We start from the raw sequence: 24,524 nt of genomic DNA, 5'->3' as shown, positions 1-24,524 counted from the left end.
CGGGCATCCCTAGCGTCCGGCACACCGCAACGACCGATCGCCGGCGCACACCCGCGCCCCCCACGACCTCGAAGGGCCGCCACATGCTGCGACGCACCATCACCCGCCTGGCCGCATCCGCCGGGGCGCTGTCGATGATGGCGGCGATCGGCGCGTGCGCGGGAGGTGCCGCACCGGCCGGCGGCGGCGTCGCGGCCGGCGACACCGGCGAGCCGCTGGACGGCGGCACGATCGTCTACGGCCACCAGCAGGAGCCCGAGTGCGTCTTCGGGGGCTGGATCGAGCAGGGCTACCTCTCGTACCAGGTCCTCGACAACCTCGTCTCCCTGAACGAGGACCACGAGCCCGTACCGTGGCTCGCCCAGGCGTGGGAGGTCTCCGACGACGGGCTCACGTGGACCTTCACGCTCATGGACGGCGTGACCTTCACGGACGGCACCGACCTCACCGCCGAGGCCGTGGCGTACAACTTCGATCACTGGATCGACGGCGGCAACAGCACCGCACGCGCTTGGCTCCAGCCCTACTTCGACGCCGCGGAGGCGGTCGACGAGCGCACCTTGCGCATCCACCTGAGCGCCCCGTACCCCCGGCTGAGCGCGAACCTCGCCCAGCCGTACTTCGGGATCCAGTCCGCGCACGCGCTCCAGACCCGCAGCGACGAGGAGAACTGCGCCGCGCCGATCGGGTCCGGCGCGTTCGTCGTCGAGGAGTGGAACAGAGGCCAGAACATTCTCCTGGTCCGCAACGAGGAGTACACCTCCTGGCCGGCCAACGCCCGGCACGGGGGCCCGGCCATCGTCGAGCGGGTCGACTGGCAGTTCGTCCCCGACCCCACCACGCGCACCGCCTCGCTGCGCAGCGGGGAGACCGACGCCGTCTACGACGTGCCGGCCATCGAGTGGGAGCCGCTCGGCGACGCGGGCTTCGAACGACTGAAGTTCGTCACGCCCGGGCGTCCCCAGCAGATCTCCTTCACGACCACCCAGGGCCCGTTCGCGGACCAGGGGGTCCGCCAGGCGTTCGCCTACAGCCTCGACCGGGAGCAGATCGTCGAGACGATCGGCCAAGGCCTTATTCCCTACGAGGGCAACGGCGCAGTCAGCCAGGCCACCCCCGGCTACAGCCAGGAGGCGGCCGACGCCTACTCGTACGACCCCGCCCGGGCGAACACGCTCCTGGACGAGGCCGGCTGGTCCGAGCGCGACGATGCCGGGTACCGGGCCCGGGACGGGCAGCGGCTGCACGTGGTCATCCCCTACGGGGCCGGGTCGATCGTCAACGCCGACGGCGCAGCGATCCTCCAGGGCGTGCAGCAGCAGGCCAAGGCGGTCGGCTTCGACGTCGAGCTCGTTCCGGTCCCCCGGGCCGCCTCGCTGGCCGGCGCGTACAGCACGGCGGAGGAGCGCGACGCCTCCGTCGGGTACTGGACCTCCGTGAACGCGGGAATCCTCTGGATCAACTGGCGGCCCTCCACCGAGGAGCGGCCGAACGGGTCCAACTCGGCCTTCTACAACGACCCCGAGCTCGCGCAGCTCATCCTCGAGGCCAACTCCGAGGCGAATCGCGAGCGCCAGCACGCGCTGTACCGCGAGGCGCAGCAGTACATCGCCGATCGGGCGCTGTCCATCGGTCTCTATCCGCGGCTGTCCACCCTCGCCGTCGCTCCGGATCTGCGCGACGTCTGGCAGGAGCACTCGCAGGGAGGGCCGGTCTTCCATGACGCGTACTTCGTCGGTTGAGCACCCGGCCGCCACAGGCACCCGCCGCGGCCCGGTGCTCGCCCGGGCGGTCGGCACCCGGCTCGGGTCGGCGCTGCTGGCCCTCCTCGGTGCCGCGACCGTGACGTTCCTCGCGCAGGTCGGCATGCCGGGCGACCGCGCCACCGCCATCCTCAACGTCCGAACCGGGGTTGCCGAGGCCCGCACCGCGCAGGAGCTCGCCCCGATCGTGGCCGAGTACGGCCTCGACCGGCCGTTGCTCCTGCAGTACCTGGACCACGTCGGCGGGCTGCTGGTCGGCGACCTGGGCGTCTCCTATCAGCAGCACCGGCCGGTCGTCGACATCATCGGCGAGCAGCTCGCCCCCACGATGGTGCTGGCCCTGACGGCGATCGCGGTGTCGTGGTTGCTCATGATCGGCTGGATCCTGCTCACCGCGGGCCGGAGCCGCCGCGTGACCGGTGCCGGTTCCCTGGTCGAGGTGGTCGCCGCCGGCCTGCCGGCCTACTGGCTCGGGATCATCCTGCTCGTCGCCTTCGCGCTGCGGCTGGGGTGGTTCCCGGTGATCGGCGGCACGGGGATCGCCGGGCTCCTGCTGCCTGCCCTGACCCTGGCGATCCCGCTGGCGGGCTTCCTCGGCCAGGCCACCCGGACCGAGTACGAGCGCGCGCTGGACCAGCCGTTCGTCGTCTCGGCCCGCACGCGGGGCATGGGCGAGACGGCGGTGCGGCTGCGGCACGTGCTCCGGCACGCCGTCCTGCCGCCCATCACGCTGACCGGCTGGGCGCTCGGCGCGACGCTGTCCGGCGCCGTCGTGGTCGAGCAGGTCTTCACCCGGCCGGGCATCGGGCAGCTGCTCGTGGAGGCCGTCGGGGCGCAGGACCTGCCGGTGGTCGTCGGCGTCGTCGTCCTTGTCGCCGCGTTCTACGTCGTCGCCAACCTGCTCGTCGACCTGGCCTACGTGCTCGTCGACCCACGGATCCGGAGGACCGCATGAGCACCACGATCACCGGGCCGGCGCCGGTGGCGCCCGGCGGGCTGCCGCCCGCTCCGCCTCGCCGGACCCGCGTGCCGGCCGGCCTGGCCGTCGCCGTCGCCGTCCTCGTCCTCTTCGTCCTCGCGGCGCTCGCCCCGGGCCTGCTCGCGACGCACGACCCGCTCGCCCTGGACTATCCCGCCGCGCTGCAGCCGCCGTCGGCCGCCCACTGGTTCGGCACCGACGAGTCCGGGCGAGACCTGTACAGCCGCGTCGTCCACGGCACGAGCCATTCCCTGGCGATCGGTCTCGGCGCCGCGTTCGTGAGCCTGACGGCGGCCGTCGTCCTGGGCACGCTCGCGGCGCTCGGCCCCAGGCCCGTGACCGGCGTCGTCGGCTGGCTCGTCGAGGTCCTGTTCGCATTCCCGTCCCTGCTGCTGGCGCTGCTGCTCATCGCGGTCGTCGGCCCGTCCGCGCTGACGCAGATCCTCGCCGTGGGGATCGGCACCGCGCCCGGCTACGCCCGCATGGTCCGCGGACAGGTCCTCCAGGCGAAGGCGTCGCCCTACGTCGAGGCGGCGAAGGAGCTGGGCCACGGACGGTGGCGGATCCTGCACGTCCACGTGCTGCCGAACGCCCTGCGCCCGCTCGTCGCGATCTTCGCGCTCTGCGTCGGCCAGTCGATCGTCTGGGCGTCCGGGCTGTCCTTCATCGGGCTCGGCGTGGCGCCGCCGTCGTCGGAGTGGGGCGCGCTGCTGGACGCCGGCCGCACCTACATCACCCACGCGGGATGGCTGACGCTCATCCCCGGGCTCGTGATCGTGGTTCTCGCGCTGGCCGCGACGACCCTCGGGCGGCACCTGCAGACCGCCCTCGAGAAGGGAGAACGCCCGTGACCGCACCATCGCGCACCGCCCCGCCATCCCCCGTCCGTCACCGCGACCCAGCAGCACCCGAGAGCTCCGAGCCACAGCGGGAAGGCCGGCCGCCGGGCCGGACACGGCTCGCCGTCTCCGGCCTCCACGTCGCGTTCGACACCACCCGCGGACGACGTGCGGTGGTGCGCGACATCGCCTTCGAGCTGGCCGCCGGCGAGTGCGTCGCCATCGTCGGGGAGTCGGGCTCGGGCAAGTCCGTGACCGCCCGCGCCCTCGTCGGGCTCGCCGGGCGAGGCTCCGTCGTCCGGGCCGACCGGCTGGAGGTCCACGGCCAGGACCTGCGAGACGCGACCGAGCGCCGGTGGCGTCCCGTGCGCGGCGCTGAGGTCGGGTTCGTCCTGCAGGACGCGCTCGTCTCGCTGGACCCGCTGCGCCCGGTCGGCCGGGAGATCGCCGAGGCGCTCGCGCTGCACGGCGTCCGGGGGCGCGCCGAGCGCCACCGCCGTGCCGTCGAGCTGCTGGGCCGCGTCGGCGTGCCGCTTCCACGGCAGCGGGCGCGGCAACGCCCGCACGAGCTCTCCGGCGGCCTGCGCCAGCGCGCCCTCATCGCCTCGGCGCTCGCCCTCGAGCCCGACATCATCGTCGCGGACGAGCCCACCACCGCTCTGGACGTCACCGTGCAGGCTCAGGTGCTGGACCTGCTGCACCGCACCAAGGAGCGGGGCGCCTCGCTCCTGCTCATCAGTCACGACCTGTCCGTCGTCGCGGAGCTCGCGGACCGCATTCTCGTGATGAAGGACGGCCGCATCGTCGAGGAGGGAACGACGGACGCCGTGCTCGGCGCGCCGCAGGAGGCGTACACGCGGGCACTGGTCGCGGCCGTCCCGGGGCGAGGAACGCGTGGGCGAGCGCTGGTGCCGGGGTCGCCGCCCCTGCCGGCGCGGCGTGCGGTCGCCCCCGATGCAGCGGTCATCGAGGCGGTCGGTCTCACCCGGCGGTTCTCGGCGCCGGCCGGCCGGACCACCCTCGCCGTCGACAACGTCTCCTTCACCCTCGGGCGCGGCGAGACCCTCGGCCTCGTCGGCGAGTCGGGCTCCGGGAAGAGTACGACGGCACGTCTGGTGCTCGCTCTCGAGCAGGCCGACGCCGGCGAGGTGCGCCTGGGCGGCGAGCCGTGGTCGACGCTCTCCGAGCGGCGACGCCGGCCGCTGCGGCGGCGCCTCGCCGTCGTCTCCCAGGACCCGTTGTCCAGCTTCGACCCGCGGTGGACCACCGAGCGGATCCTGCTCGACGCCGTGCCGTCGCAGGACTACCCGACGAGGGCCGCGCACCGCGCCCGGGTGGCCGAGCTCGTCTCGCTCGTCGGGCTCGACGAGGCGGTGCTACCGCAGTTCCCGCTGCGGATGTCCGGGGGCCAGCGCCAGCGCGTCGCGATCGCGCGGGCGCTCGCCGGCGCACCCGACGTGGTCGTCCTCGACGAGGCCGTCTCGGCGCTCGACGTGACGATCCAGGCCCAGGTTCTCGACCTGCTCGCGCGTCTGCAGCTGGAGACCGGCGTCAGCTACCTGTTCATCTCCCACGACCTCGGCGTCGTGACGCACGTCGCCGACCGGGTCCTGGTGATGAAGGACGGCCGGGTGGTCGAGTCCGGCACCCCGGACACGCTCCTCGACAATGCCGAGCACCCCTACACCCGTGAGCTCCTCGCGTCCGTACCGGCGCTGGAGCTCAGCCCGAACCAGCCAGGAAGAGACCACCGATGACCACCAGCACGGAACCGAAGAAGCTCATCCTCAACCTCTTCGAGATGGCCTGCATCAGCCACATCACCCACGGCCTGTGGCCGCTGCCGGAGAACAACCGGCACCGGTTCGCGGACCTGGACTACTGGACCGAGCTGGCCCAGATCCTCGAGGACGGCGGCTTCGACGGCATCTTCCTCGCCGACGTCGTCGGTGCCTACGACGTCTTCCGCGACGGGCCGGAGACCGCGTTGCGCGAAGGACTGCAGAGCCCCAACCTCGATCCGCTGCTGATCGTGCCCGCGATGGCGGCCGCGACACGCCGTCTCGGGTTCGGCGTCACGTTCTCGACGACCTACGAGCCGCCGTTCGCGTTCGCCCGCCGCATGTCCACGCTCGACCACCTGACGAAGGGCCGCATCGGCTGGAACATCGTCACGTCCTACCTGCCCAACGCCGCCCGCAACTTCGGGCTGGAGGGCGAGATCCCGCACGACCGGCGCTACGAGCTCGCCGACGAGTACCTCGACGTCCTCTACAAGCTCTGGGAGGGCTCGTGGGACGACGGCGCGGTGCGCTACGACCGGCAGGCCGGGGTGGCCACGGATCCGTCGAAGGTCCGCTACATCCACCACGCCGGCGACGGCCATCGGGTCGCCGGCCCGCACCTCGTGCACCCGTCGCCGCAACGCACACCCGTGCTGTACCAGGCGACCGGATCGGCCGCCGGTACCGAGTTCGCCGGCCGGCACGCCGAGCTGGTCTTCACCGGCGGGCGCACCACTGAGCAGTTCCACGCCAACAAGCGGGCGATGCAGGAGGCGGCGGTCCGCCAGGGCCGCACGCCGGACTCGGTGAAGTTCATCGTGCAGGCCGGCGTGATCGTCGGGCGCACGGAGGAGGAGGCGGCCGACAAGTGGCGCACCTTCCGCGAGCACACGAGCCTCGACGGCATCCTCGCCCACTCGAGCCTGCCGGTGGACCTGACGACGCAGCCGCGGGACATCACGGTCACCGAGGCGATCGCCCGCTCGGGCAAGGAGCTCGGCCGGGTGCCCATGCTGCCGCTGGAGCGCACCGTGGGCGAGGTGCTCGACGGGCTGCTGGCGGGCAAGCAGGAACGGTTCTTCGTGGTCGGGACGCCCACCGTGGTGGCCGACGAGATCGAGCGGTGGCTCGACGAGGACGGCATCGACGGCATCAACCTGCGCCAGTACCACTCGTTCGGCACGGTTCAGGACTTCGCCGAGCTGGTGGTGCCCGAGCTCCGGCGGCGCGGGCGGCTCGCCGAGCCCGACGACGCCGACGGCATCACCCTCCGCGAGCGGCTGTTCGGCCCCGGCCGCGCCCGCCTGCCGGAGGAGCACGTGGCGAGCCGGTACCGCGGCGGCGGCAACCTCGACGTGCCGGTCGAGCCGCTGTTCGCCCCCGCGACGGTCTGATCCAGCGCCCGGCCGCCCGACCGAAGCCATCGAGAGGGAGGATCTGGTTGCCCCCAGCGACCAGATCCTCCCTCTCACCACCTCACGGACCCGTCACGCGCGAGTGTGGGCCGTGGCAGCATAGGCGCGTGCCAGAGATGCCGGAGGTCGAGGGCCTCGCCCAGTTCCTGCGCGAGCGCGCCGTCGGGCGTGCGATCACGGGGGTCGAGGTGGGCGCGATCAGTGCGCTGAAGACGTTCTCCCCTGCCCCGACGGAGCTGGCCGGGGCGACCGTGACCGACGTCGTCCGGCACGGCAAGTGGCTCGACCTCGCCACCGGCGGCGAGGCGGCAGGCGATCCCCACCTGGTGTTTCACCTCGCCAAGGCCGGCTGGTTGCGCTGGTACGACGCGGTTCCCACGTCGATGCTGCGCCCGGGGAAGAGCCCGATCGCGCTACGCGTCCGGCTCGACGATGGCGCGGGGTTCGACCTGACGGAGGCGGGGACCCGGAAACGGCTCGCGGTGCACATCGTGGAGCGTCCCGAGGACGTGCCGGCGATCGCAACGCTCGGCGTCGAACCGGCCGCGCTGACCCTGGAGGCGCTGCAGGAGCTGCTCGCCGCGAAGAACCAGCAGGTCAAGGGCCTGCTGCGGGCGCAGTCGGTCATCGCCGGCATCGGCAACGCCTACTCGGACGAGATCCTCCACGCCGCCCGGACGAGTCCCTTCGCCCTGACGAAGACCTTCGACGAGCAGGATGCGGCGCGACTGCTCACCGCGATCCACGAGGTGCTGGCCTCCGCCGTCGAGCAGGCGGCGGGCCGGCCGGCGGCCGAGCTGAAGGACAGCAAGCGGCGCAGCATGAAGGTGCACGGCCGCACCGGTGCGGCGTGCCCCGTGTGCGGTGACACGGTCCGTGAGGTGTCCTTCGCCGACTCGTCCCTGCAGTACTGCCCCACCTGCCAGACGGAGGGAAAGATCCTCGCCGACCGGCGCATGTCCAAGCTCCTGCGCTGAGCAGCGCCGCCACGTCTCAGAACAGGATCGTCGCGTACGTCCCGACGCGGCGGAAGCCGACGCGGTCGTAGGTCGCCAGAGCCGCCGCGTTGAAGCTGTTGACGTACAGCGACACCGTCGGGGCCAGCCGGGCGCGCACGTCCTCGATGACGGTGGCCATCCCGCGGGTGCCCAGGCCTCGACCGCGGTGCTCGGGGTGCACCCAGACCCCTTGGATCTGGGCGACGCCGAGCGCAAGAGCTCCGACGTCGGCCTTGAAGATCACCTCTGGACCGTCGCCGGTGTCCTCGATGCGGACATAGGTGCGCCCGTTCAGGGCGAGCTCCGCCACCCGGGCCGCGTACGCACCACCCACCGTCGTCGGGTCGTAGCCGACCTCCTCGGTGAACATGGCCACCGAGGCCGGCACGATCGCCTCGACATCCTCGAGGGTGGCCAGCCGCACCGCCGGGTCGCTCACCGTCACGGGTGCGTGATCGATGACCATCGAGGGCTGGTCGGGACGGATCTCCCGCGGCCGGGACCACACCGGGGACAGTCGCTCCCACAGCGGCAGCACCTCCTCCGCCGGCCCGACGACGGAGGAGCAGCGGCGGCCGCGCCGCCGCACGTGCTCGACGAGGTCGTCCAGGTGCGACTCGCGCACCTGCACGGGGACCAGGTTCGCCCCGGCCCAGCACAACGCCTCCGGCCGATACGGGTCGGCGCCGAAGATGCCGAGCATCTCGGTACCGGACGGTCCGCGCTCACCGAGCCGTTCGGCCTGGACGGCGGCCACGACGGATCCCACAGGGTCGATCGAGCACACGGCGAGGGCCTTGTCCCGGTCGCGCCCGTCGAGCGCTCGGACCGCCGCCGGGGACCGGCGCCACAGCGGCACGCCGCGCTCTCAGCCGACGGTGACGACGGGGGACGGCCCGGTGCCCGCAGCCGCCGCCTCGTCTTCCAGGTCCAGCTCGGCCGCGATCCGGTTGGCCTCCTCGATGAGGGTCTCGACGATCTGATCCTCCGGCACGGTCTTGATGACCTCGCCCTTGACGAAGATCTGTCCCTTGCCGTTGCCGGACGCGACGCCGAGGTCGGCCTCACGGGCCTCGCCCGGACCGTTGACGACGCAGCCCATGACGGCCACCCGCAGCGGCACGGTCATGCCCTCCAGGCCGGCGGTCACGGAGTCGGCGAGCTCGTAGACGTCGACCTGGGCGCGGCCGCAGGACGGGCAGGAGACGATCTCCAGCTTGCGCGGCCGCAGATTCAGCGACTCGAGGATCTGGGTACCGACCTTGACCTCCTCCGCCGGTGGCGCCGAGAGGGAGACGCGGATCGTGTCACCGATGCCCTGGCTGAGCAGCGCCCCGAACGCCGTGGCGGACTTGATGGTGCCCTGGAACGCCGGCCCGGCCTCGGTGACACCGAGGTGCAGCGGCCAGTCGCCGCGCTCGCTGAGCATCTCGTAGGCCCGCACCATGACGACCGGGTCGTTGTGCTTGACGGAGATCTTGAAGTCGTGGAAGTCGTGCTCCTCGAAGAGCGACGCCTCCCAGACGGCGGACTCGACCAGGGCCTCCGCGGTGGCCTTGCCGTGCTTCTCGAGCAGCCGCTTGTCGAGGGAGCCGGCGTTGACGCCGATCCGCAGCGAGACGCCGGCGTCCGAGGCCGCCTGGGCGATCTCCTTGACGCGGTCGTCGAACTTCCGGATGTTGCCGGGGTTGACCCGGACGGCGCCGCATCCGGCGTCGATGGCCGCGAAGACGTACTTCGGCTGGAAGTGGATGTCGGCGATCACCGGGATCTGCGACTTCTTCGCGATGATCGGGAGCGCCTCGGCGTCCTTGTCCGTGGGGCACGCCACGCGGACGATGTCGCACCCGGAGGCGGTCAGCTCGGCGATCTGCTGCAGGGTCGCGTTGATGTCGTGAGTCTTGGTGGTGGTCATCGACTGCACCGAGACGGGCGCGTCACCACCGACCTCGACGTCGCCCACTCGGATCTTCCGGGTCTTCTTGCGCAGCGCAAGGACCGGCGGGGTCTCTTTGACGGTCGGCATGCCGAGAGAGATGGGGGTGCTCACCAGATCAGTCTAGGACGCTGACGAGCACGAAGCGCAGGTGCGGTGGCGAGGGACGGGTCACTCCGCCGGTGCGGTGACGACATCCGGTGCGGTGACGACATCCACGCGACGAGGCACACGTCCCACGTGCTATCCCCCGAGGGGCACAGGCTCGACGATGTCGGCATACGCGAGCAGTCCACCCATGGCGAGGATGAGCGCACCCACCACATAGATGGCAGGTACGAGCTTCGCGGTGTCCACCGGGCCCGGGTCGGGTGCCGAACGCCACGCCGCGACCCGCCGGCGTGCGCCTTCCCAGAGGGCGCCGGCGATGTGTCCGCCGTCGAGCGGGACCAGCGGGATGAGGTTGAAGACGAAGAGCGCCATGTTGAGCGAGACCAGCAGTCCCGTCATGTCCGCCGTGCGCTCGCCCAGCCCGTAGCCGGCTCCCTCGACGGAGGCGATCTCACCGGCGAAGCGGCCCACCCCGATGAGGCCGACGACGCCCGGGTCACGTTCCTCAGTGCCGAAGGCCGCCTGTGCGATGGCGCCGAGCCGCTCGGGCAGCGTGACCACGACCTCGACCGTGCGTGCAAAGAGGTCCCAGACCATTCCGGGCACCGCCGTGACGGGCTGCCGGACCAGCTCGAACGTCGGCCCGATGCCCACGAACGGGCGCATCTCGGTGACCGGATCACCGGAGGCGTCCCTCCGCGGCTGCCCGTCCTCGCCGACGACCGGCCGCTCCGCCGGGGTCGGTGTCACCGTCAGGGTGACCCGCTCGCCGTCGCGCAGGACCTCGACCTGTGTCGGGGCCGTGCCGCCCTCGGCGATGACGGTGGAGATCTCCTCCCAGCTGTCCGTGGGGACACCGCCCCAGGAGAGCACCTCGTCGCCGGGCCGCAGGCCGGCCTCCGCGGCGGGCGCGACCGGGTCGTTCGCGGCGCAGCTGGTGGCCTGCGAGTCCTCCGGCACGCACTGCTGCACGTTGCCGAGCGTCGTCGTGTACTGCCCGACGCCGATCCCGACGGCCAGCACCCCGAGCAGGACCGTCGCGATGAGGAGGTTCATGATGGGGCCGCCGAGCATCACGACGAGCTTCTTCGGAGCGCTCAGCCGGTAGAAGGCACGGTGCTCCTCCCCCGGCCCGAGCTCCTCGAGCGCGGCGGCCCGCGCCTCCTCGACCATGGAGGGGCGCCCGTCCTTGCGGGTACGGACCTTCGCGCCCTGGCGCGCCGGCGGGAACATGCCCACGAGGCGGACGAACCCGCCCAGCGGCAGCGCCTTGATCCCGTACTCGGTCCCCCGCACGGTCTTCGACCACAGGGTCGGGCCGAACCCGACCATGTACTGCGGGACCTTGACGCCGAACCGCTTGGCGGGAAGGAGGTGGCCGATCTCGTGCAGGGCGATCGACAGGATCAGCCCGACGACGAGGATGAGGACGCCTACGACGTAGTCCATCCGTCATCCTCCTGAAAGGCTCGTGCTTCGTGTCGCCCGCCGGTTCCTGCTGGGCTCGTTTCCATCATGCCTCCCGGTGAACCACAACGTGGTACCGGCTCCACCGGTTCCCTCAGGCGCTGTGCCGGCCGAGGAGGTCGTCGGCCCGGCGGCGTGCCCAGGACTCCGCGGCGAGCAGGTCCTCGAGGGCCGGCGCCGCCTCGCCGTCGTGCTCTCCGAGCACTTCAGCGACGACGTCGACGATGCCGAGATACGGCAGGCGGCCGGCGAGGAAGGCGCCGACGCACTGCTCGTTGGCGGCGTTGAGGACCGCCGGGTGGGTCGCCGAGGCGGCGGCGGCCGCCCGGGCCAGAGCGACGGCTGGGAAAACGGTCTCGTCGACCGGCTCGAACGTCCAGGCCGAGGGCTCGTCCCAGCGGCACGGTACGGCGACGTCGGTCAGGCGCTCGGGCCAGCTGAGCCCGAGGGCGATGGGTAGCCGCATGTCGGGCGGCGAGGCCTGCGCGAGGGTGGAGCCGTCGTGGAACTCGACCATCGAGTGGATGATCGACTGCGGGTGGACCACCACGACGATGTCCTCGGCGGGCACGTCGAAGAGCAGGTGAGCCTCGATCAGCTCGAGCCCCTTGTTGACCAACGTCGAGGAGTTGATGGTCACCATCGGACCCATCGCCCATGTCGGGTGGGCCAGGGCCTGCTCGGGCGTGACGGCCGCGAGGTCCCCGCGCTGCTTGCCGCGGAAGGGTCCGCCGGAGGCGGTCAGCACGAGTCGCCGGACCTCGCTGCGGCCGGTGACCACGGGGCTCGCCATGCCCTTCTCGTGGCGGCCCGAACGCAGGGCCTGGGCCATCGCGCTGTGCTCGGAGTCGACCGGCACGACCTGACCGGGGCGCCTCTGTGCGGCCCGGACCAGCGCGCCGCCGACCACGAGCGACTCCTTGTTCGCCAGCGCCAGCGTGGCGCCGGAGCTAAGGGCCGACAGCGTGGGCGCGAGACCGACCGAACCGGTGACACCGTTGAGGACGACGCCGTCGGCGTCGAGCATGCCCGCCACCTCGGCCTGACCCTGCGGCCCGGCGAGCACCTCCGGGCGTCGCGCTCCGCCGCCGCGGGCGTCGAGGGCCTCGCGCAGGGGCCGCGCCGCCGTGGGATCGGCGACGGCGACCACCTCGGCGTCGTGGGCGAGGGCCTGCTCGGCAAGGAGACCGGGGTTGCCGCCGGCGGCGGCGAGCGCACGGACGCGATACCGGTCGCGATGTGCGGCGACGACGTCGAGGGCCTGGGTGCCGACGGACCCGGTGGAGCCGAGGACGACGAGGTCTGTGCTCACTCGACGGCGACCAGGACCTCGACCGCGCGGGCGAGGTAGGCGTCCACGGTGCCCTCGTGGTAGGCGCGGCGGGCCGGGACGGACGGGAACGTGGTGGAGCGCAGCTCGGAGGACGTCATCTCACCGCCCTCGTCGAAATAGGCGACGAGTCGGTCCATCAGGGCGTCGACGGCCTCGCGGTCGTAGCCGCGGCCCTTCTCGGGCGCGCGGAACCGCTTGCCGTGCGGGCGCAGGAGCCGCGGGTAGAGCGTCGTCGCGAGGTCGGCGGTGCGATCCATCCAGGCGCCCTCACCCCGCTCGGCGATGAAGGCGGACCGGCGGCGCTGGACGAACGCCGCCTCCAGGCGGTCGAGGGCGGCGTCGACCGGTGCGGTGGCGTACCCGTCGCGCACCAGGTCGAAGGCGGCCGAACGGACGTCCTGCTCGTCGATCGAGTCCGCGGCGGCCGTGTCGCTCCTGGGCGGTTCGCCGTCCTCGTACGCGGCGCGGGCGCGGGTGAAGAACTCCTCGACCTGCTCGCGGTCGTAACCCGTGCGCCAGCGTCCCGCCGTCGGGAACATCGCCGTCATCCCAGCTCCTTCCTCTCCGTCGCTGCCGCGAGTATGGCGCACCGCGGTGCGGCTCTCGCTCATCTTCTCACCGTCACGCCGGCCTCAGCGCCGGCTCAGAGGACCAGGCGCAGGACGCCGTAGCACACGGGGGCGCAGATGAGGATGGAGTCGAGGCGGTCCATGACCCCGCCGTGGCCGGGCAGCAGCGAACCCATGTCCTTCAGCCCGAGGTCGCGCTTGAGCAGCGACTCGGCCAGGTCGCCCATGGTCGCGGCGACGACGGCGGCCACCCCGAGCACCGGCCCGCCCCACCAGGGGCCGCCCAACGGCAGCATGATCATCGCCGTCGCGACGCCCGAGGTGATCAGGAGGGAGCCCGCGGCACCCTCCCACGACTTCTTCGGGCTGATCGTCGGTGCCATCGGGGTGCGCCCGAAGAGCACGCCGGCGAAGTAGCCGCCGACGTCGTTGGCGACAGCGACCAGCAGCACCGTGAGGACCAGCCAGGCGCCGTCGTCCAGGCGCAGGAGCAGGATGGTGAATCCGCCGAGGAACGGGACGTAGGCGGCGGCGAAGATCCCGGCCGCGGCATCACGGACGGCCTCCAGCCCCCCGCCGTCGAGCACGCGCCAGACGAAGACGCCCCCGGCGGTGAGGGTGAAGGCCATCAGCATGGCCTCCTCGCCGGCCATCCATGCGGAGACGAGGATGCCGACGGCGCCGACCCACAGCGGCAGGACCGGGATCCGGATGTGCCGCTGGGAGACCGCGCCCGCCAGCTCCCACAGCGCCAGGCAGACCGCCACGGTCGCGAGCACCACGAAGGCCTCGCGCCGGATGAACAGGCTCAGGCCCACGACGGCGAGCATCCCGAGGCCGACACCGATGGCGGCCGGGAGGTTCCGGCCGGCACGGCCGCTGGGCGGCAACGGGCCGGGGCGTGGCGGTGCGGGCTCGACCAGTGCCGTCGTGGCGCGCCGGCGCGCGTCGTTCAGCCGCCGGACGGCTCCGGTGAAGGGGTCGGTGGGGGTGTCGTCCATCGATCCGGTCCGCTCAGACCTCGAGCAGCTCCTTCTCCTTGCCCTCGAGGACGCCGTCGACGAGGTCGACATGCTTCTTGGTGACGCTCTCGAGCTCCCGCTCCGCGCGCTCGACCTCGTCCTGACCGGCCTCGCCGTCCTTCTTGATCCGGTCCAGCTCTTCCTTCGCCTTGCGGCGGATGGCGCGGATCGAGATGCGGGCGTCCTCGCCCTTGGCACGGGCGAGCTTGACGTAGTCGCGGCGGCGCTCCTCCGTCAGGGAGGGCAGCACGACGCGGATGACGTTGCCGTCGTCGGTGGGGTTGACACCGAGGTCCGACTCGCGGATGGCCTTGATGATCGCGTTGGACGCGGCGCGGTCGTACGGGCTGATGAGAACGGTGCGGGCCTCGGGGATGCTGATGGAGCCGAGCTGCTGCAGCGGCGTGGGCGCGCCGTAGTAGTCGACGGGGATCTGGGCGAACATGCCGGAGTTCGCGCGACCGGACCGGATGTGGCTCAGCTCCTCGCGGGCCACGTCCACCGCCTTGTCCATCTTCTCCTCGGCCTCGAGCAGGGCGTCGTCGATCACGGCGTCACTCCTTGGTGTTGTGGTTGGCGGTCACGAGTGTTCCGATCCTCTCACCGCGCAGGGCCCTGGTGACGTTTCCGTCGGGACCCATGCCGAAGACGCGCATGGTGAGCTCGTTCTCCATGCAGAGGCTGAAGGCGGCGGCATCGACCACGCGCAGTCCGCCGCGGAGGGCGTCGGTGTAGGTGACGTGATCGAGCTTGGTGGCCGTCGGGTCGGTGCGCGGGTCGGCCGTGTAGACGCCGTCGACACCGTTCTTGCCGACGAGGACCTCGTCGCAGTGCGTCTCGAGCGCCCGCTGCGCGGCGACTGTGTCGGTGGAGAAGAACGGCATGCCGGCGCCGGCGCCGAAGACGACGACGCGTCCCTTCTCCATGTGCCGGATGGCACGCAACGGGATGTACGGCTCGGCGACCTGTCCCATGGTGATGGCAGTCTGCACCCGGGTGCGCACGTCCGCCTGCTCGAGGAAGTCCTGCAGCGCGAGGGCGTTCATGACGGTGCCGAGCATGCCCATGTAGTCGGCGCGCGAGCGGTCGATGCCGCGCCGGGACAGTTCCGCGCCCCGGAAGAAGTTGCCGCCGCCGACGACGACGGCGACCTGGACGCCGTCCGCGGCGGCCGCGGCGATCTGTCGGGCGACGTCACCGACGACGTCGGGATCGAGGCCGACCTTGCCGCCCCCGAAGACCTCTCCGGAGAGCTTCAGCAGCACGCGTCGGGAGCGGTCGGTCGGCTGGTCGATCATCTTCTGCCTCCTGGACTGCTGCGCCGTCGCGGCGCCGCGGAAGTGCCCGTCGTCAAGCTGCCTGTGCGTCGAACCGCCCCGGCCCGTTGCCGGGCCGGGGCGGTGCTGGGTCAGGAACCGACGCGGAACCGGACGAAGCCGGTGAGGGTGCCGCCGGCCTCCTCGACGACCGAGCCGACCGTCTTCTTCGGGTCCTTCGCGAACGCCTGGTCCAGCAGGACGTTCTCCTTGAAGTAGCCGTTCATGCGGCCCTGGATGATCTTCGGCAGCGCCTGCTCCGGCTTGCCCTCGTTGCGGGCGGTCTCCTCGGCGATGCGCTGCTCGTTCTCCACGAGGTCCGCGGGGACCTCGTCGCGCGACAGGTACGTCGGGGAGAACGCGGCCACGTGCATGGCCACGTCCCGTGCGACGGCGGCACCGGCGGAGTCGGACGCCACCAGGACACCGACCGACGGCGGGAGGTCCTTGGCCGTGCGGTGCAGGTACATCGCGACGTGCTCACCGCTGACGCGGCCGACGCGGCGCACGACGATCTTCTCGCCCAGCGTCGCGGCGATGCCGTCGACCTTGCTGGCGACCGTCTCACCGTCGACCTCGGCGGCCATCAGCGACTCGACGTCGCTCGCCCCGGAGGAGACGGCGGCGGCGAGCACGGTGTTCGCGAAGTCGATGAAGGACTGGTTCTTCGCGACGAAGTCGGTCTCCGAGTTCACCTCGACGATGACGCCGGTCTCACCGGTGCCGGCGCTGAAGACCTCGGCGGCGACGAGACCCTCGGCCACGGTGCGCCCCTCGCGCTTGGCAACGCCCTTGAGGCCCTTGACCCGGATGACCTCCAGCGCCTTGTCCTGGTCGCCGTCGGCCTCGTCGAGAGCCTTCTTGACGTCGAGCATGCCCGCGCCCGTCTTCTCGCGCAGGGCCTTGATGTCGGCGGCGGTGTAGTTCGCCATTAACGATCCTCTCCAGATCAGCGGTGGTGAGTCAGGACTGCTTCTCGGTGTCCGCGGTGTCCGCCGCGTCCTGGGCGTCCTGGGCGGCCGGGGCGTTGTCGGCGACCTGGGTGACGTCGGCACCCGCGGTGGCGGCCTCGGTGGTGCTGGCCGCACCCGGGGTCTCCTCCGCAGCCTCGGCGGCCTCGGCGACCTCCGCGGCGTCGTGGGTCGTGCCCGCGGTCTGCTCGGCCGCCTGGGCGGCCTCGGCGGTGGTGTCGACCGCCTCGTCGGCGACGGCGGGCGCCGTCGTGGTCTGCTGCTGCTCGCCCTGGGACTCGAGAAGCTCACGCTCCCACTCGGCCAGCGGCTCGGCGTCGGTCTCGGCCTCGCCTCCACCGCCGCCGTGGCGCGTCACGAGCCCGTCGGCGGCCGCGTCGGCGATCACGCGCGTCAGCAGGGAGACGGCGCGGATGGCGTCGTCGTTGCCCGGGATGCGGTAGTCGACCTCGTCCGGGTCGCAGTTCGTGTCGAGGATCGCCACGATCGGGATGTCCAGCTTGCGCGCCTCGGCGACGGCCAGGTGCTCCTTCTTGGTGTCCACGATCCAGATGGCGGACGGCACCTTGGCCATGTCGCGGATACCGCCGAGCGTGCGCTCCAGCTTGTCCTTCTCCCGGCGCTGCATGAGCAGCTCCTTCTTGGTGTACCCGGAAGCCGCGACGTCGTCGAAGTCGACCTGCTCGAGCTCCTTGAGGCGCTGCAGGCGCTTGTGCACGGTGCCGAAGTTGGTGAGCATGCCGCCGAGCCAACGCTGGTTGACGTAGGGCATGCCGACGCGCAGCGCCTGCTCGGCGATCGACTCCTGCGCCTGCTTCTTGGTTCCGACGAAGAGGATGGTGCCTCCGTGGGCGACCGTCTCCTTGACGAACTCGTACGCGCGGTCGATGTCCTTCAGCGACTGCTGGAGGTCGATGATGTAGATACCGTTGCGCTCGGTGAAGATGAACCTCTTCATCTTCGGGTTCCAGCGTCGGGTCTGGTGCCCGAAGTGCACGCCGCTCTCGAGGAGCTGGCGCATGGTGACGACGGCCATGGGACGTCCTTTCCGGCGCGGCGTCGCCGCGCAGAGGGGGCCGCGTCGGCGCCGACGTCTTCCGCCCGCACCCCGTGGCCCGTTGTTTCCGGTTGTCTGCTCGTATGAGCCCTGGTGCCTGCGGCGAGCGAGCACCCGCACCTGACTTCCGGCACGGGACCGCTGCTTCTCGCCTCGCCGACCGAGGCCCGCCCGCGAGGGACGAGCTGGTGCGACGACGTGCGGGCACGCGATGTCAGCCGACTGGGCCGGCTGCGGGCACCATGCTATCCGATGAGCCGGTGGGACCGGCACCGTGCCCGTGCGGCAGTCGTCACGTTCCGCCGCACCAACGAGCCGATCTGTTGAGCCGTCCACCGCGCCGCCCGGCCTCCGCCCGCTCCACAGCAGCGTCCCGGCGGACGACGTGGCGGGCGTCATCCGGTGCACGGTGCCGGCATGGACCCACGACGATCCCACCGACCGCTCCCGCGGAAGCGCCGCCGCGCACGTGCCCTGGCCGTGCTGGCCACGGGCCTCGCCGCCGCCGGCCTCGCGGCGCTCGCACCCGGCGCGGCCGCCTCGTTCCCGACGCCGGACCCCTGGTCCGGCGAGAAGAGACCGTTGGTCCTGGCGCCAGACCCGCAGGCCCCGTACCAGGCGGGGACCTCGTACCAGTGGCCCACCGGCGGGCCGGCACCGGTGCTTCGCGGCTATGACGCGCCAGCAGCGATCTGGGCCGCCGGTCACCGCGGCGTCGACCTCGAGCTCGCCCCGGGAGCCCCCGTGCTCGCCGCGGCCGACGGTGCGGTCGTCTTCGCCGGGAGCGTCGTCGACCGCCCGGTCGTCTCGATCGAGCACCGGGACGGCATCCGAACCACCTACGAGCCGGTCCGGCCCGCGGTCGAGCCCGGGCACCGGGTCGATGGCGGCGAGGTCATCGGCCACCTCGTGCCCGGGCACTGCGGTCCGCCTTCCAGCTGCCTGCACGTGGGCGCGCGGACCGGTCCGGACTCGTACGTCGACCCGCTGGAGCTGCTGGGAGCGAACGTGGTCATTCGTCTGCTGCCATGACGGGCGGCGATGTCGGTGGGCGCTGGCATGATCGGCGCATGATCGGCACACCGGGCGGGAGCGCCGAGCGACCTGCGATCTTCTTCAGCGGTCCCGAGGAGTTCCGTGCGTGGCTCGAGGAGAACCACGAGACGGCGACGGAGCTATGGATGGGGCTCAGGAAGAAGGGCGTGCTCGACCGCGGGCTCACCTGGGCGGAGGCCGTGCCGGAGGCGTTGTGCTTCGGCTGGATCGACTCCGTCGCCCAGGGCATCGACGAGACGACCCGCCGTCAGCGCTGGACCCCGCGGAAGCCGACGAGCACCTGGAGCCGCGTGAACGTCGCGATCGTGGAGCGGCTGATCACCGAGGACCGGATGCATCCGGCCGGTCTCGCGGCCTTCGAGCGTCGCCGGCCGGACCGGGAGGGGATCTACTCCTACGAGCAGGACGGCGAGGCCGCGCTGCCACCCTCCTACACCGAGCAGCTTGCGGCATCCCCGGCGGCCACGGCGTTCTGGGACGCGGCGACGCCCTCCTACCGGCGCATCTGCGTCGGCTGGGTCCTCGGCGCCAAGCAGGCGGCTACCCGGGACCGGCGGATGACCCAGCTCGTCGAGGACTCCGCGAACGGCAGGCTCGTCCCCTTCCAGCGCTACGGCAAGTCGCCGGCGTGGCTGACCCGGGCCGCGGCCGCTGCCGCAGAGGCCGGCAGACCGTAGCGGTCAGGCCCGCGGATGGGCCTGTGTGTACGCGGCCCGCAGCCGTTCCGGGGTGACGTGGGTGTAGCGCTGGGTCGTGGCCAGCGACGCGTGCCCGAGCACCTCCTGGACGGTGCGCAGGTCCGAGCCACCGGCGAGCAGATGCGTGGCGGCGGAGTGACGCAGCCCGTGCGGCGCCAGGTCGTGCACCCCGGCCTCGGCGGCGAGCCGGTGCAGCACCCCGCGCAGGGTCCGGGGATCCAGCCGTCCGCCGCGCACACCGAGGAACAGCGCCGCACCGGTGCCCGGGCGGACGAGGCGCGGACGGCTCTGCTCCAACCAGGCCGCGAGCGCCCGGCCGGCCGGCACACCGAAGGGGACCATTCGTTGCTTGTCGCCCTTGCCGGTCACCCGGAGCGTGCGTTCCCCGAGATCGGCGTCCCCGACGTCCGTGCCGACCAGCTCACCGACCCGCACACCCGTCGCGTAGAGCAGCTCCAGCGCGGCCCAGTCACGCACCTGCACGGGATCGTCGCCGTCGGCCGCCCGCTCGCGGGCGAGCTCGAGCAGGCTCGCGGCGTCGTCGACGCCGAGCACGACGGGCAGGTGCCGGTCCGGGCGCGGGCTGCGCAGCCGCGCGCCGACGTCGGAGCCCATGTGCCCGGCCCGGGCAGCCCAGGTGCAGAAGGTCCGCACCGCGGCGACCCGGCGCGCCAGGGTGGACCTGGCCATGCCGCGCCGCTGCTGGCCGACGAGCCAGGTCCGCAGCTGGTTGAGGTCCAGGTCCCGCAGTGCGACGCCGGCCTCGTGGAGCTGGTCCAGCAGCGAGGTCACGTCGCCCAGGTAGGCACGGATGGTGTGCCTGCTGAGGTTCCGCTGCAGCTCGAGGTGTCGAGCGAAGGCGTCCAGCACCTGCTCGTCGTCGGTGCTCACGCCGTCACCGTACGCCCGGCGCTCCCCGTCTAGGCTCATCCCCGCCGGGGTTCGCGCCGGCGCTGCCGGCGCCAGCTCCCTCCGACCCGCTCGGCCGTGCCGCCGAGCTCGAGGCGGCCGAGGGCCGAGCGCACCTCGCTGACGGACAGCCCCGCGGCGCGCGCCACGTTCGCGACCGGGGCCGAGCCGCGCGCGGGCAGGGCGTCGAGCACCCTGGAGGCCAGCGGGTCCAGCCCGTCGAGCAGGCCGGTCGGTGCGGACCGGTCCTCGAGAAGGTGCTCTCCGGCACCGCCGGCGAGCTCGAGCACCTCGGCGGCGTCGGTGACGCACACCGCGCCCTGCTCCCGCATCAGCCGGTGGCAGCCGGCGGACGCCATCGACGTCACGGGCCCCGGGACGGCGCCCACCGGGCGCGACAGCGCCGCCGCGTGCCCCGCTGTGCTCAGCGCACCGGACCGCCAGGCGGCCTCCACCACCACGCTGGCCGACGACAGCGCCGCGATGAGCCGGTTCCTGGCGAGGAAGCGGTTCCGGGAGGGCACCGAGCCGGGCGGCACCTCGGAGACGACGACGCCCGCCTGGGCCACGGCCTCGAGAAGGGCCGAGTTGCCCGTCGGGTACAGCCGGTCGACGCCACCGGCGAGGAACGCGGTAGTCGTCCCGTCCACGGACAGCGCACCCCGGTGCGCCGCCGCGTCGATGCCGTACGCGCCGCCCGAGACCACGCTCAGCCCGGACTCGGCGATCCCGGCGGCCATCTCGGCCGACACGTGCTGGCCGTAGGACGTCGACGCGCGCGCGCCGACGATCGCAACGCCGCGCACGGCCAGCACCGGAACTCGACCCCGGACCCACAGCGCGAACGGCTGGTTCACCCCCAGGTCGGCGAGACTCGCCGGCCAGTCCTTGTCGCTCGGGGCCACCAGCCGTCCACCCAGGGCGCGGAGGGTGTCCAGCTCGCGGCGGATGTCCAGGTTGTCCAGGCGCGGCGCCCAGCGGGCGACCGACTCCCGCCACCGCCGCTCCCCCACGCTCGAGCGCCCGCCTGCCACCGAGCACAGCCAGGCGAGCGCGTCAGCCGCGCCCAGCTCGGCGACGAGGGCGCCGGCCGCGGGATCCGGCGCCTCGACGATCCTGCTCCACGCCGCGGCGGCGAGGCGGGGGTCGGTGAGGTCGAACGGCAGATCAGGCATCGCTGCTCCCACGGGTTCGTAGCGCCAGTGCCGTGCCGACGTCGGTCACGGTGGGCCGGTCCTGACCGGCCAGGTCTGCGAGGGTCCACGACACCCTCAGCACCCGGTCGAGGCCGCGCATGCTCAGCGCTCCCCGGTCCAGGGCACGCTCGAGCGCCACACGTACCTCGGCGGGCAGACCGCCCTCGTCGCTGCGCAGCCACGCGCCGGGCACCTCGGCGTTCGTGCGCCAGCCGGTGCCCGCGAGCCGTCGGTGCTGGCGCCGCCGCGCCGACGCGACGCGGGCGGCCACCACCGCCGAAGGCTCGGGAGCGTCGGCGATCGCCAGCGAGGCACGGGTGACCGGTGGGACGTCGACCTGAAGATCGATCCGGTCCAGGAGCGGTCCACTGAGCCGCCCGAGGTAGCGCCGCCGATCCATCGGCGAGCACGAGCAGGCCAGGCCCTTGCCCGAGGCCTTGCCGCACGGGCACGGGTTCGCCGCCAGGACCAGCTGGAACCGGGCGGGATAGCGGGCCGAGCCCGTCGCCCGCTGCAGGACCAGCTCCCCGTGCTCCAGGGGCTGGCGCAGCGTCTGCAGCACGCGTGGGGCGAACTCCGGCGCCTCGTCGAGCAAGAGAACACCGCGGTGGGCCCGGCTCACCGCGCCCGGCCGGGGGAACCCGCTGCCGCCGCCGACGACTGCCGCGACCGTCGCGGTGTGGTGCGGGTCCTCGAACGGCGGACGGCGCAGCAGCCCGGTGGCGGCGTCGAGCGTGCCCGAGATGCTGTGCACGGCGGAGACCTCGACGGCATCAGACTCCGGCAGATCGGGCAGCAGGCCAGGGAGCCGAGCGGCGAGCATCGTCTTGCCGGTCCCGGGCGAGCCCTGCAGGAACAGGTGGTGCGCACCGGCCGCGGCGACCTCGAGCGCGAACCGGGCCTCTTCCTGGCCGCGCACGTCCCGCAGGTCGGGCTCGGTCACGGTCTCTGCGGGCACGGGGCGCACCAGGTCCACGGGGGCGCTGTCGGGCCGGAACGCCTCTCCGCCGTAGGCGACGACGAGCTCTGACAGGTGCTCGATCGCGTGGACCTCGGCACCCGGAACGAGGCGTGCCTCGGCGGCGCTGCCTGCCGGGACCACGACCTCGGTCCGTCCCGCCGCGACAGCGGCAGCCACGGCGGGCAGGATCCCGCGCACCGGGTGGAGCCGTCCGTCGAGCCCGAGCTCGCCCAGATGGACGGTGCGGGCGGCACGGTCCCGGGCAGGGAGGCCGCCTGCCACGAGCACCGCGATCGCGAGGGCGAGGTCCAGCCCGGTGCCGGACTTCGGCAGCGAGGCGGGCGAGAGGTTGACGGTCGTGCGCTGCGCGGGCCAGGTGATGCCACAGCTGGTCACCGCCGCTCGTACGCGTTCCCTGGCCTCGTTGACCGCGGTGTCGGGCAGCCCCACGAGCGCGAACGCCGGCAGCCCCTGGCTGATGTGCGCCTCCACCTCGACGAGGTGGCCGGTCAGTCCCAGCAGGCTGACGGCCCACGTGCGTGCGAGTCCCACTAGCCCACCGCCTCGACATGGGTGAGCTGCGCCGCGCCGGAGCGCGGGACCAGCACCGCCACGACGTCGATCCGGATCGTCTCGGCATGGACGCCGGCGTGCTCGGCCAACCAGGCGGCAGCCAGACGCCGCAAACGGGTGAGCTTCGCCCGGGTGACCGCCTCCGCCGGATGGCCGTACGCCGTCCCGCGCCGCGTCTTGACCTCGACGAACACCAGCGCGCCGCCGGGCTCTCGGGCGACGATGTCCAGCTCACCGTGCCGGCACCGCCAGTTGCGGTCCAGCACCTCCCACCCGCGCGCAGCCAGTTGCTGCGCCACCACGTTCTCGCCGTACCTGCCGACGGCGTCCTTCGCTCGCACGGGCAACCACCTCCGCGGACACCGTGCCCGCGGCGGGCATCGCGGTGCGGCGCGGCCGGCCGGTTCTGTCAGCGGACCGGCAGGAGGGGTGCGCTGTGGACGCTACGGCACCTCGAGCTCGCGCTTGGCGAGCTCCTCGACGTTGACGTCCTTGAACGTGACCACCCGGACCGATTTCACGAACCGGGCGGAGCGGTAGACGTCCCAGACCCACGCGTCGCTCAGCGTCAGCTCGAAGAAGACCTCGCCGCCGGCCGAGCGGACCTCGACGTCGACCTGGTTGGCGAGGTAGAAGCGCCGCTCCGTCTCGACCACGTACGCGAAGAGACCCACCACGTCGCGGTACTCGCGGTACAGGTCGAGCTCAAGCTCGGTCTCGTAGTTCTCCAGGTCTTCGGCACTCACGGGTCCATCATGCCCTTAGCCGGCCCGGGCATCGAACGCAGGCGGAGGAGCGACAGGGACCACTACGCCGTGCCGCCGCCATCGGTCACCTGGTCGGGCTCGAGGTGGACGAGCACGCTGATCCACCAGAGTGCCAGGACGACCAGCGCTCCCGTCCCGACCGCGACGGCGACAGCGCCAGCTCCCCGATTTCCCGCGCGGCGGCGGCGAACAGCGACGATCGCGCAAACAGCAACCACCACGAGTCCGACCGCCGTCGCCTCGATGGGCCGGAACGCCATTCCGGCCAGCATCAGCGCACCGCACAGCGCCCCGCCGGCGACCTGCGCCACCACCCGGCCAGGCCGCCGAGACACGGACTGCGCCGAGCGCTCGCCCGTGCCGTACGGCTCCCCGGTGCCCGTCATCACGCGTCAGCTCGCCCGTGCGGTGGTCGTCAGCCTCCGGTTGTGGATCACGTAGATCAGAGGGATCCCGCCGAACGCCGCCACGATCAGCAGCACCGACCAGTAGCCGATGGTGTCACCGGCCAGGCCCGCACCGAGGACTGCGAGGGCGGCCCCGCCGGCGCGCAGGCCCAGAGCCTTCCAGGGCCGTCGAGGCGGATCCTTCCACAGCGGGAAGGCCACCGTCGGGTTGGCGTGCGACATCTCGACGGCGGACCAGGTGAACAGCGCTGATCCGCACAGCACGAGGAGAATTCCGACGAGCATCTCACCAACGTACGCCCGTTCCGGTGATGGCCGCGATAGTGGCGGGACCATGGAAGGGATGGCCTGCCGAAACCGCGCCCTCCCGACGAGCCGCCTGCTGAAGCGCCGCCGG

25 protein-coding genes are annotated in these 24,524 nt (G+C 72.6%); 8 read left to right on the top strand and 17 right to left on the bottom strand.

What is annotated here, in order from left to right; genetic code table 11:
- The first annotated feature begins 83 nt into the window (after window positions 1–83).
- From ABD907_RS09645 to ABD907_RS09620, 6 genes are all read left to right on the top strand, one after another.
- Window positions 84–1,742, top strand: a complete 1,659-nt coding sequence (locus tag ABD907_RS09645) for an ABC transporter substrate-binding protein (RefSeq protein ID WP_345216033.1) — start codon at window positions 84–86, stop codon at window positions 1,740–1,742.
- Window positions 1,720–2,718 carry an ABC transporter permease gene (locus ABD907_RS09640; protein ID WP_345216032.1) on the top strand — a complete coding sequence of 333 codons (999 nt, stop codon included), beginning with the start codon at window positions 1,720–1,722 and terminating at the stop codon, window positions 2,716–2,718. Before ABD907_RS09645 ends, ABD907_RS09640 begins: the two co-directional genes overlap by 23 nt.
- On the top strand, window positions 2,715–3,593 hold the full coding sequence (locus ABD907_RS09635; protein ID WP_345216031.1) for an ABC transporter permease: 879 nt from the start codon (window positions 2,715–2,717) through the stop codon (window positions 3,591–3,593). The genes ABD907_RS09640 and ABD907_RS09635 overlap by 4 nt, the downstream gene beginning before the upstream one ends.
- Window positions 3,590–5,338, top strand: coding sequence for a dipeptide ABC transporter ATP-binding protein (locus tag ABD907_RS09630; RefSeq protein ID WP_345216030.1), 1,749 nt, complete (start codon window positions 3,590–3,592; stop codon window positions 5,336–5,338). The genes ABD907_RS09635 and ABD907_RS09630 overlap by 4 nt, the downstream gene beginning before the upstream one ends.
- Window positions 5,335–6,759 (top strand): NtaA/DmoA family FMN-dependent monooxygenase, encoded by a 1,425-nt coding sequence (locus ABD907_RS09625; protein WP_345216029.1) that lies wholly within the window; start codon window positions 5,335–5,337, stop codon window positions 6,757–6,759. Before ABD907_RS09630 ends, ABD907_RS09625 begins: the two co-directional genes overlap by 4 nt.
- 128 nt (window positions 6,760–6,887) lie before the next feature.
- Window positions 6,888–7,757 carry an Fpg/Nei family DNA glycosylase gene (locus ABD907_RS09620; RefSeq protein WP_345216028.1) on the top strand — a complete coding sequence of 290 codons (870 nt, stop codon included), beginning with the start codon at window positions 6,888–6,890 and terminating at the stop codon, window positions 7,755–7,757.
- A gap of 16 nt (window positions 7,758–7,773) precedes the next feature.
- On the opposite strand, the gene ABD907_RS09615 is transcribed toward ABD907_RS09620, so the two are convergent.
- From ABD907_RS09615 to rpsB, 10 genes are all read right to left on the bottom strand, one after another.
- Complete coding sequence (locus ABD907_RS09615; protein WP_345216027.1) at window positions 7,774–8,637, bottom strand: GNAT family N-acetyltransferase; 864 nt, start codon at window positions 8,635–8,637, stop codon at window positions 7,774–7,776.
- A 9-nt stretch (window positions 8,638–8,646) separates the two neighbouring features.
- Window positions 8,647–9,804: a flavodoxin-dependent (E)-4-hydroxy-3-methylbut-2-enyl-diphosphate synthase gene (ispG, locus tag ABD907_RS09610; RefSeq protein ID WP_345216182.1), complete on the bottom strand. Its 1,158-nt coding sequence runs from the start codon at window positions 9,802–9,804 to the stop codon at window positions 8,647–8,649.
- Between the two features lie 153 nt (window positions 9,805–9,957).
- Window positions 9,958–11,274, bottom strand: a complete 1,317-nt coding sequence (locus ABD907_RS09605) for a M50 family metallopeptidase (protein ID WP_345216026.1) — start codon at window positions 11,272–11,274, stop codon at window positions 9,958–9,960.
- A 112-nt stretch (window positions 11,275–11,386) separates the two neighbouring features.
- The gene (gene dxr / locus ABD907_RS09600) at window positions 11,387–12,604 is read right to left on the bottom strand and encodes a 1-deoxy-D-xylulose-5-phosphate reductoisomerase (RefSeq protein ID WP_345216025.1); all 1,218 of its coding nucleotides are present in this window, start codon (window positions 12,602–12,604) and stop codon (window positions 11,387–11,389) included.
- Window positions 12,601–13,173 carry a DivIVA domain-containing protein gene (locus ABD907_RS09595; RefSeq protein WP_345216024.1) on the bottom strand — a complete coding sequence of 191 codons (573 nt, stop codon included), beginning with the start codon at window positions 13,171–13,173 and terminating at the stop codon, window positions 12,601–12,603. Before ABD907_RS09595 ends, dxr begins: the two co-directional genes overlap by 4 nt.
- Before the next feature lie 95 nt (window positions 13,174–13,268).
- The gene (locus ABD907_RS09590; RefSeq protein WP_345216023.1) at window positions 13,269–14,195 is read right to left on the bottom strand and encodes a phosphatidate cytidylyltransferase; all 927 of its coding nucleotides are present in this window, start codon (window positions 14,193–14,195) and stop codon (window positions 13,269–13,271) included.
- A 13-nt stretch (window positions 14,196–14,208) separates the two neighbouring features.
- Window positions 14,209–14,766 carry a ribosome recycling factor gene (gene frr, locus ABD907_RS09585; protein ID WP_345216022.1) on the bottom strand — a complete coding sequence of 186 codons (558 nt, stop codon included), beginning with the start codon at window positions 14,764–14,766 and terminating at the stop codon, window positions 14,209–14,211.
- A gap of 4 nt (window positions 14,767–14,770) precedes the next feature.
- A complete protein-coding gene (gene pyrH / locus ABD907_RS09580; protein WP_345216021.1) occupies window positions 14,771–15,514 on the bottom strand; it encodes a UMP kinase in 744 nt (247 codons plus the stop codon).
- A 110-nt stretch (window positions 15,515–15,624) separates the two neighbouring features.
- Window positions 15,625–16,464, bottom strand: a complete 840-nt coding sequence (tsf, locus tag ABD907_RS09575; RefSeq protein WP_345216020.1) for a translation elongation factor Ts — start codon at window positions 16,462–16,464, stop codon at window positions 15,625–15,627.
- Window positions 16,465–16,495: 31 nt separating this feature from the next.
- Window positions 16,496–17,539: a 30S ribosomal protein S2 gene (rpsB, locus tag ABD907_RS09570; RefSeq protein ID WP_345216019.1), complete on the bottom strand. Its 1,044-nt coding sequence runs from the start codon at window positions 17,537–17,539 to the stop codon at window positions 16,496–16,498.
- A gap of 438 nt (window positions 17,540–17,977) precedes the next feature.
- Between rpsB and ABD907_RS09565 the strand changes: the two genes are divergently transcribed.
- Both ABD907_RS09565 and ABD907_RS09560 read left to right on the top strand, forming a co-directional pair.
- Entirely contained in the window at window positions 17,978–18,592 is a 615-nt protein-coding gene (locus tag ABD907_RS09565; protein ID WP_345216018.1) for a M23 family metallopeptidase, read from the top strand.
- Between the two features lie 38 nt (window positions 18,593–18,630).
- Window positions 18,631–19,293: a YdeI/OmpD-associated family protein gene (locus ABD907_RS09560; RefSeq protein ID WP_345216017.1), complete on the top strand. Its 663-nt coding sequence runs from the start codon at window positions 18,631–18,633 to the stop codon at window positions 19,291–19,293.
- Window positions 19,294–19,296: 3 nt separating this feature from the next.
- Here ABD907_RS09560 and ABD907_RS09555 read toward each other — a convergent pair whose 3' ends face one another.
- From ABD907_RS09555 to ABD907_RS09525, 7 genes are all read right to left on the bottom strand, one after another.
- Window positions 19,297–20,244, bottom strand: a complete 948-nt coding sequence (locus ABD907_RS09555) for a tyrosine recombinase XerC (protein WP_486334071.1) — start codon at window positions 20,242–20,244, stop codon at window positions 19,297–19,299.
- A complete protein-coding gene (gene dprA, locus ABD907_RS09550) occupies window positions 20,241–21,398 on the bottom strand; it encodes a DNA-processing protein DprA (protein WP_345216015.1) in 1,158 nt (385 codons plus the stop codon). The genes ABD907_RS09555 and dprA overlap by 4 nt, the downstream gene beginning before the upstream one ends.
- Window positions 21,391–22,932, bottom strand: coding sequence for a YifB family Mg chelatase-like AAA ATPase (locus ABD907_RS09545; protein ID WP_345216014.1), 1,542 nt, complete (start codon window positions 22,930–22,932; stop codon window positions 21,391–21,393). Before ABD907_RS09545 ends, dprA begins: the two co-directional genes overlap by 8 nt.
- On the bottom strand, window positions 22,932–23,294 hold the full coding sequence (locus ABD907_RS09540) for a YraN family protein (protein ID WP_345216013.1): 363 nt from the start codon (window positions 23,292–23,294) through the stop codon (window positions 22,932–22,934). The genes ABD907_RS09545 and ABD907_RS09540 overlap by 1 nt, the downstream gene beginning before the upstream one ends.
- A 102-nt stretch (window positions 23,295–23,396) precedes the next feature.
- Window positions 23,397–23,699, bottom strand: a complete 303-nt coding sequence (locus ABD907_RS09535) for a DUF2469 domain-containing protein (RefSeq protein WP_345216012.1) — start codon at window positions 23,697–23,699, stop codon at window positions 23,397–23,399.
- Window positions 23,700–23,761: 62 nt separating this feature from the next.
- Complete coding sequence (locus tag ABD907_RS09530) at window positions 23,762–24,106, bottom strand: hypothetical protein (protein WP_345216011.1); 345 nt, start codon at window positions 24,104–24,106, stop codon at window positions 23,762–23,764.
- Between the two features lie 6 nt (window positions 24,107–24,112).
- Window positions 24,113–24,412: a hypothetical protein gene (locus ABD907_RS09525; RefSeq protein ID WP_345216010.1), complete on the bottom strand. Its 300-nt coding sequence runs from the start codon at window positions 24,410–24,412 to the stop codon at window positions 24,113–24,115.
- Window positions 24,413–24,524: the final 112 nt, after the last annotated feature.

This window comes from Georgenia halophila (genome assembly GCF_039541595.1).
This window is presented reverse-complemented; position numbering and strand designations above follow the sequence as displayed.

Excerpts from the sequence above, each read along its gene's own strand:
- ABD907_RS09645 (WP_345216033.1), top strand. The coding sequence starts at position 84 with ATGCTGCGACGCACCATCACCCGCCTGGCCGCATCCGCCGGGGCGCTG.
- ABD907_RS09640 (WP_345216032.1), top strand. The coding sequence starts at position 1,720 with ATGACGCGTACTTCGTCGGTTGAGCACCCGGCCGCCACAGGCACCCGC.
- ABD907_RS09635 (WP_345216031.1), top strand. The coding sequence starts at position 2,715 with ATGAGCACCACGATCACCGGGCCGGCGCCGGTGGCGCCCGGCGGGCTG.
- ABD907_RS09625 (WP_345216029.1), top strand. The coding sequence starts at position 5,335 with ATGACCACCAGCACGGAACCGAAGAAGCTCATCCTCAACCTCTTCGAG.
- ispG (WP_345216182.1), bottom strand. The coding sequence starts at position 9,804 with ATGCCGACCGTCAAAGAGACCCCGCCGGTCCTTGCGCTGCGCAAGAAG.
- ABD907_RS09605 (WP_345216026.1), bottom strand. The coding sequence starts at position 11,274 with ATGGACTACGTCGTAGGCGTCCTCATCCTCGTCGTCGGGCTGATCCTG.
- ABD907_RS09595 (WP_345216024.1), bottom strand. The coding sequence starts at position 13,173 with ATGACGGCGATGTTCCCGACGGCGGGACGCTGGCGCACGGGTTACGAC.
- ABD907_RS09590 (WP_345216023.1), bottom strand. The coding sequence starts at position 14,195 with ATGGACGACACCCCCACCGACCCCTTCACCGGAGCCGTCCGGCGGCTG.
- pyrH (WP_345216021.1), bottom strand. The coding sequence starts at position 15,514 with ATGATCGACCAGCCGACCGACCGCTCCCGACGCGTGCTGCTGAAGCTC.
- tsf (WP_345216020.1), bottom strand. The coding sequence starts at position 16,464 with ATGGCGAACTACACCGCCGCCGACATCAAGGCCCTGCGCGAGAAGACG.
- rpsB (WP_345216019.1), bottom strand. The coding sequence starts at position 17,539 with ATGGCCGTCGTCACCATGCGCCAGCTCCTCGAGAGCGGCGTGCACTTC.
- ABD907_RS09565 (WP_345216018.1), top strand. The coding sequence starts at position 17,978 with ATGGACCCACGACGATCCCACCGACCGCTCCCGCGGAAGCGCCGCCGC.
- ABD907_RS09560 (WP_345216017.1), top strand. The coding sequence starts at position 18,631 with ATGATCGGCACACCGGGCGGGAGCGCCGAGCGACCTGCGATCTTCTTC.
- ABD907_RS09555 (WP_486334071.1), bottom strand. The coding sequence starts at position 20,244 with ATGAGCCTAGACGGGGAGCGCCGGGCGTACGGTGACGGCGTGAGCACC.
- dprA (WP_345216015.1), bottom strand. The coding sequence starts at position 21,398 with ATGCCTGATCTGCCGTTCGACCTCACCGACCCCCGCCTCGCCGCCGCG.
- ABD907_RS09530 (WP_345216011.1), bottom strand. The coding sequence starts at position 24,106 with ATGACGGGCACCGGGGAGCCGTACGGCACGGGCGAGCGCTCGGCGCAG.
- ABD907_RS09525 (WP_345216010.1), bottom strand. The coding sequence starts at position 24,412 with ATGCTCGTCGGAATTCTCCTCGTGCTGTGCGGATCAGCGCTGTTCACC.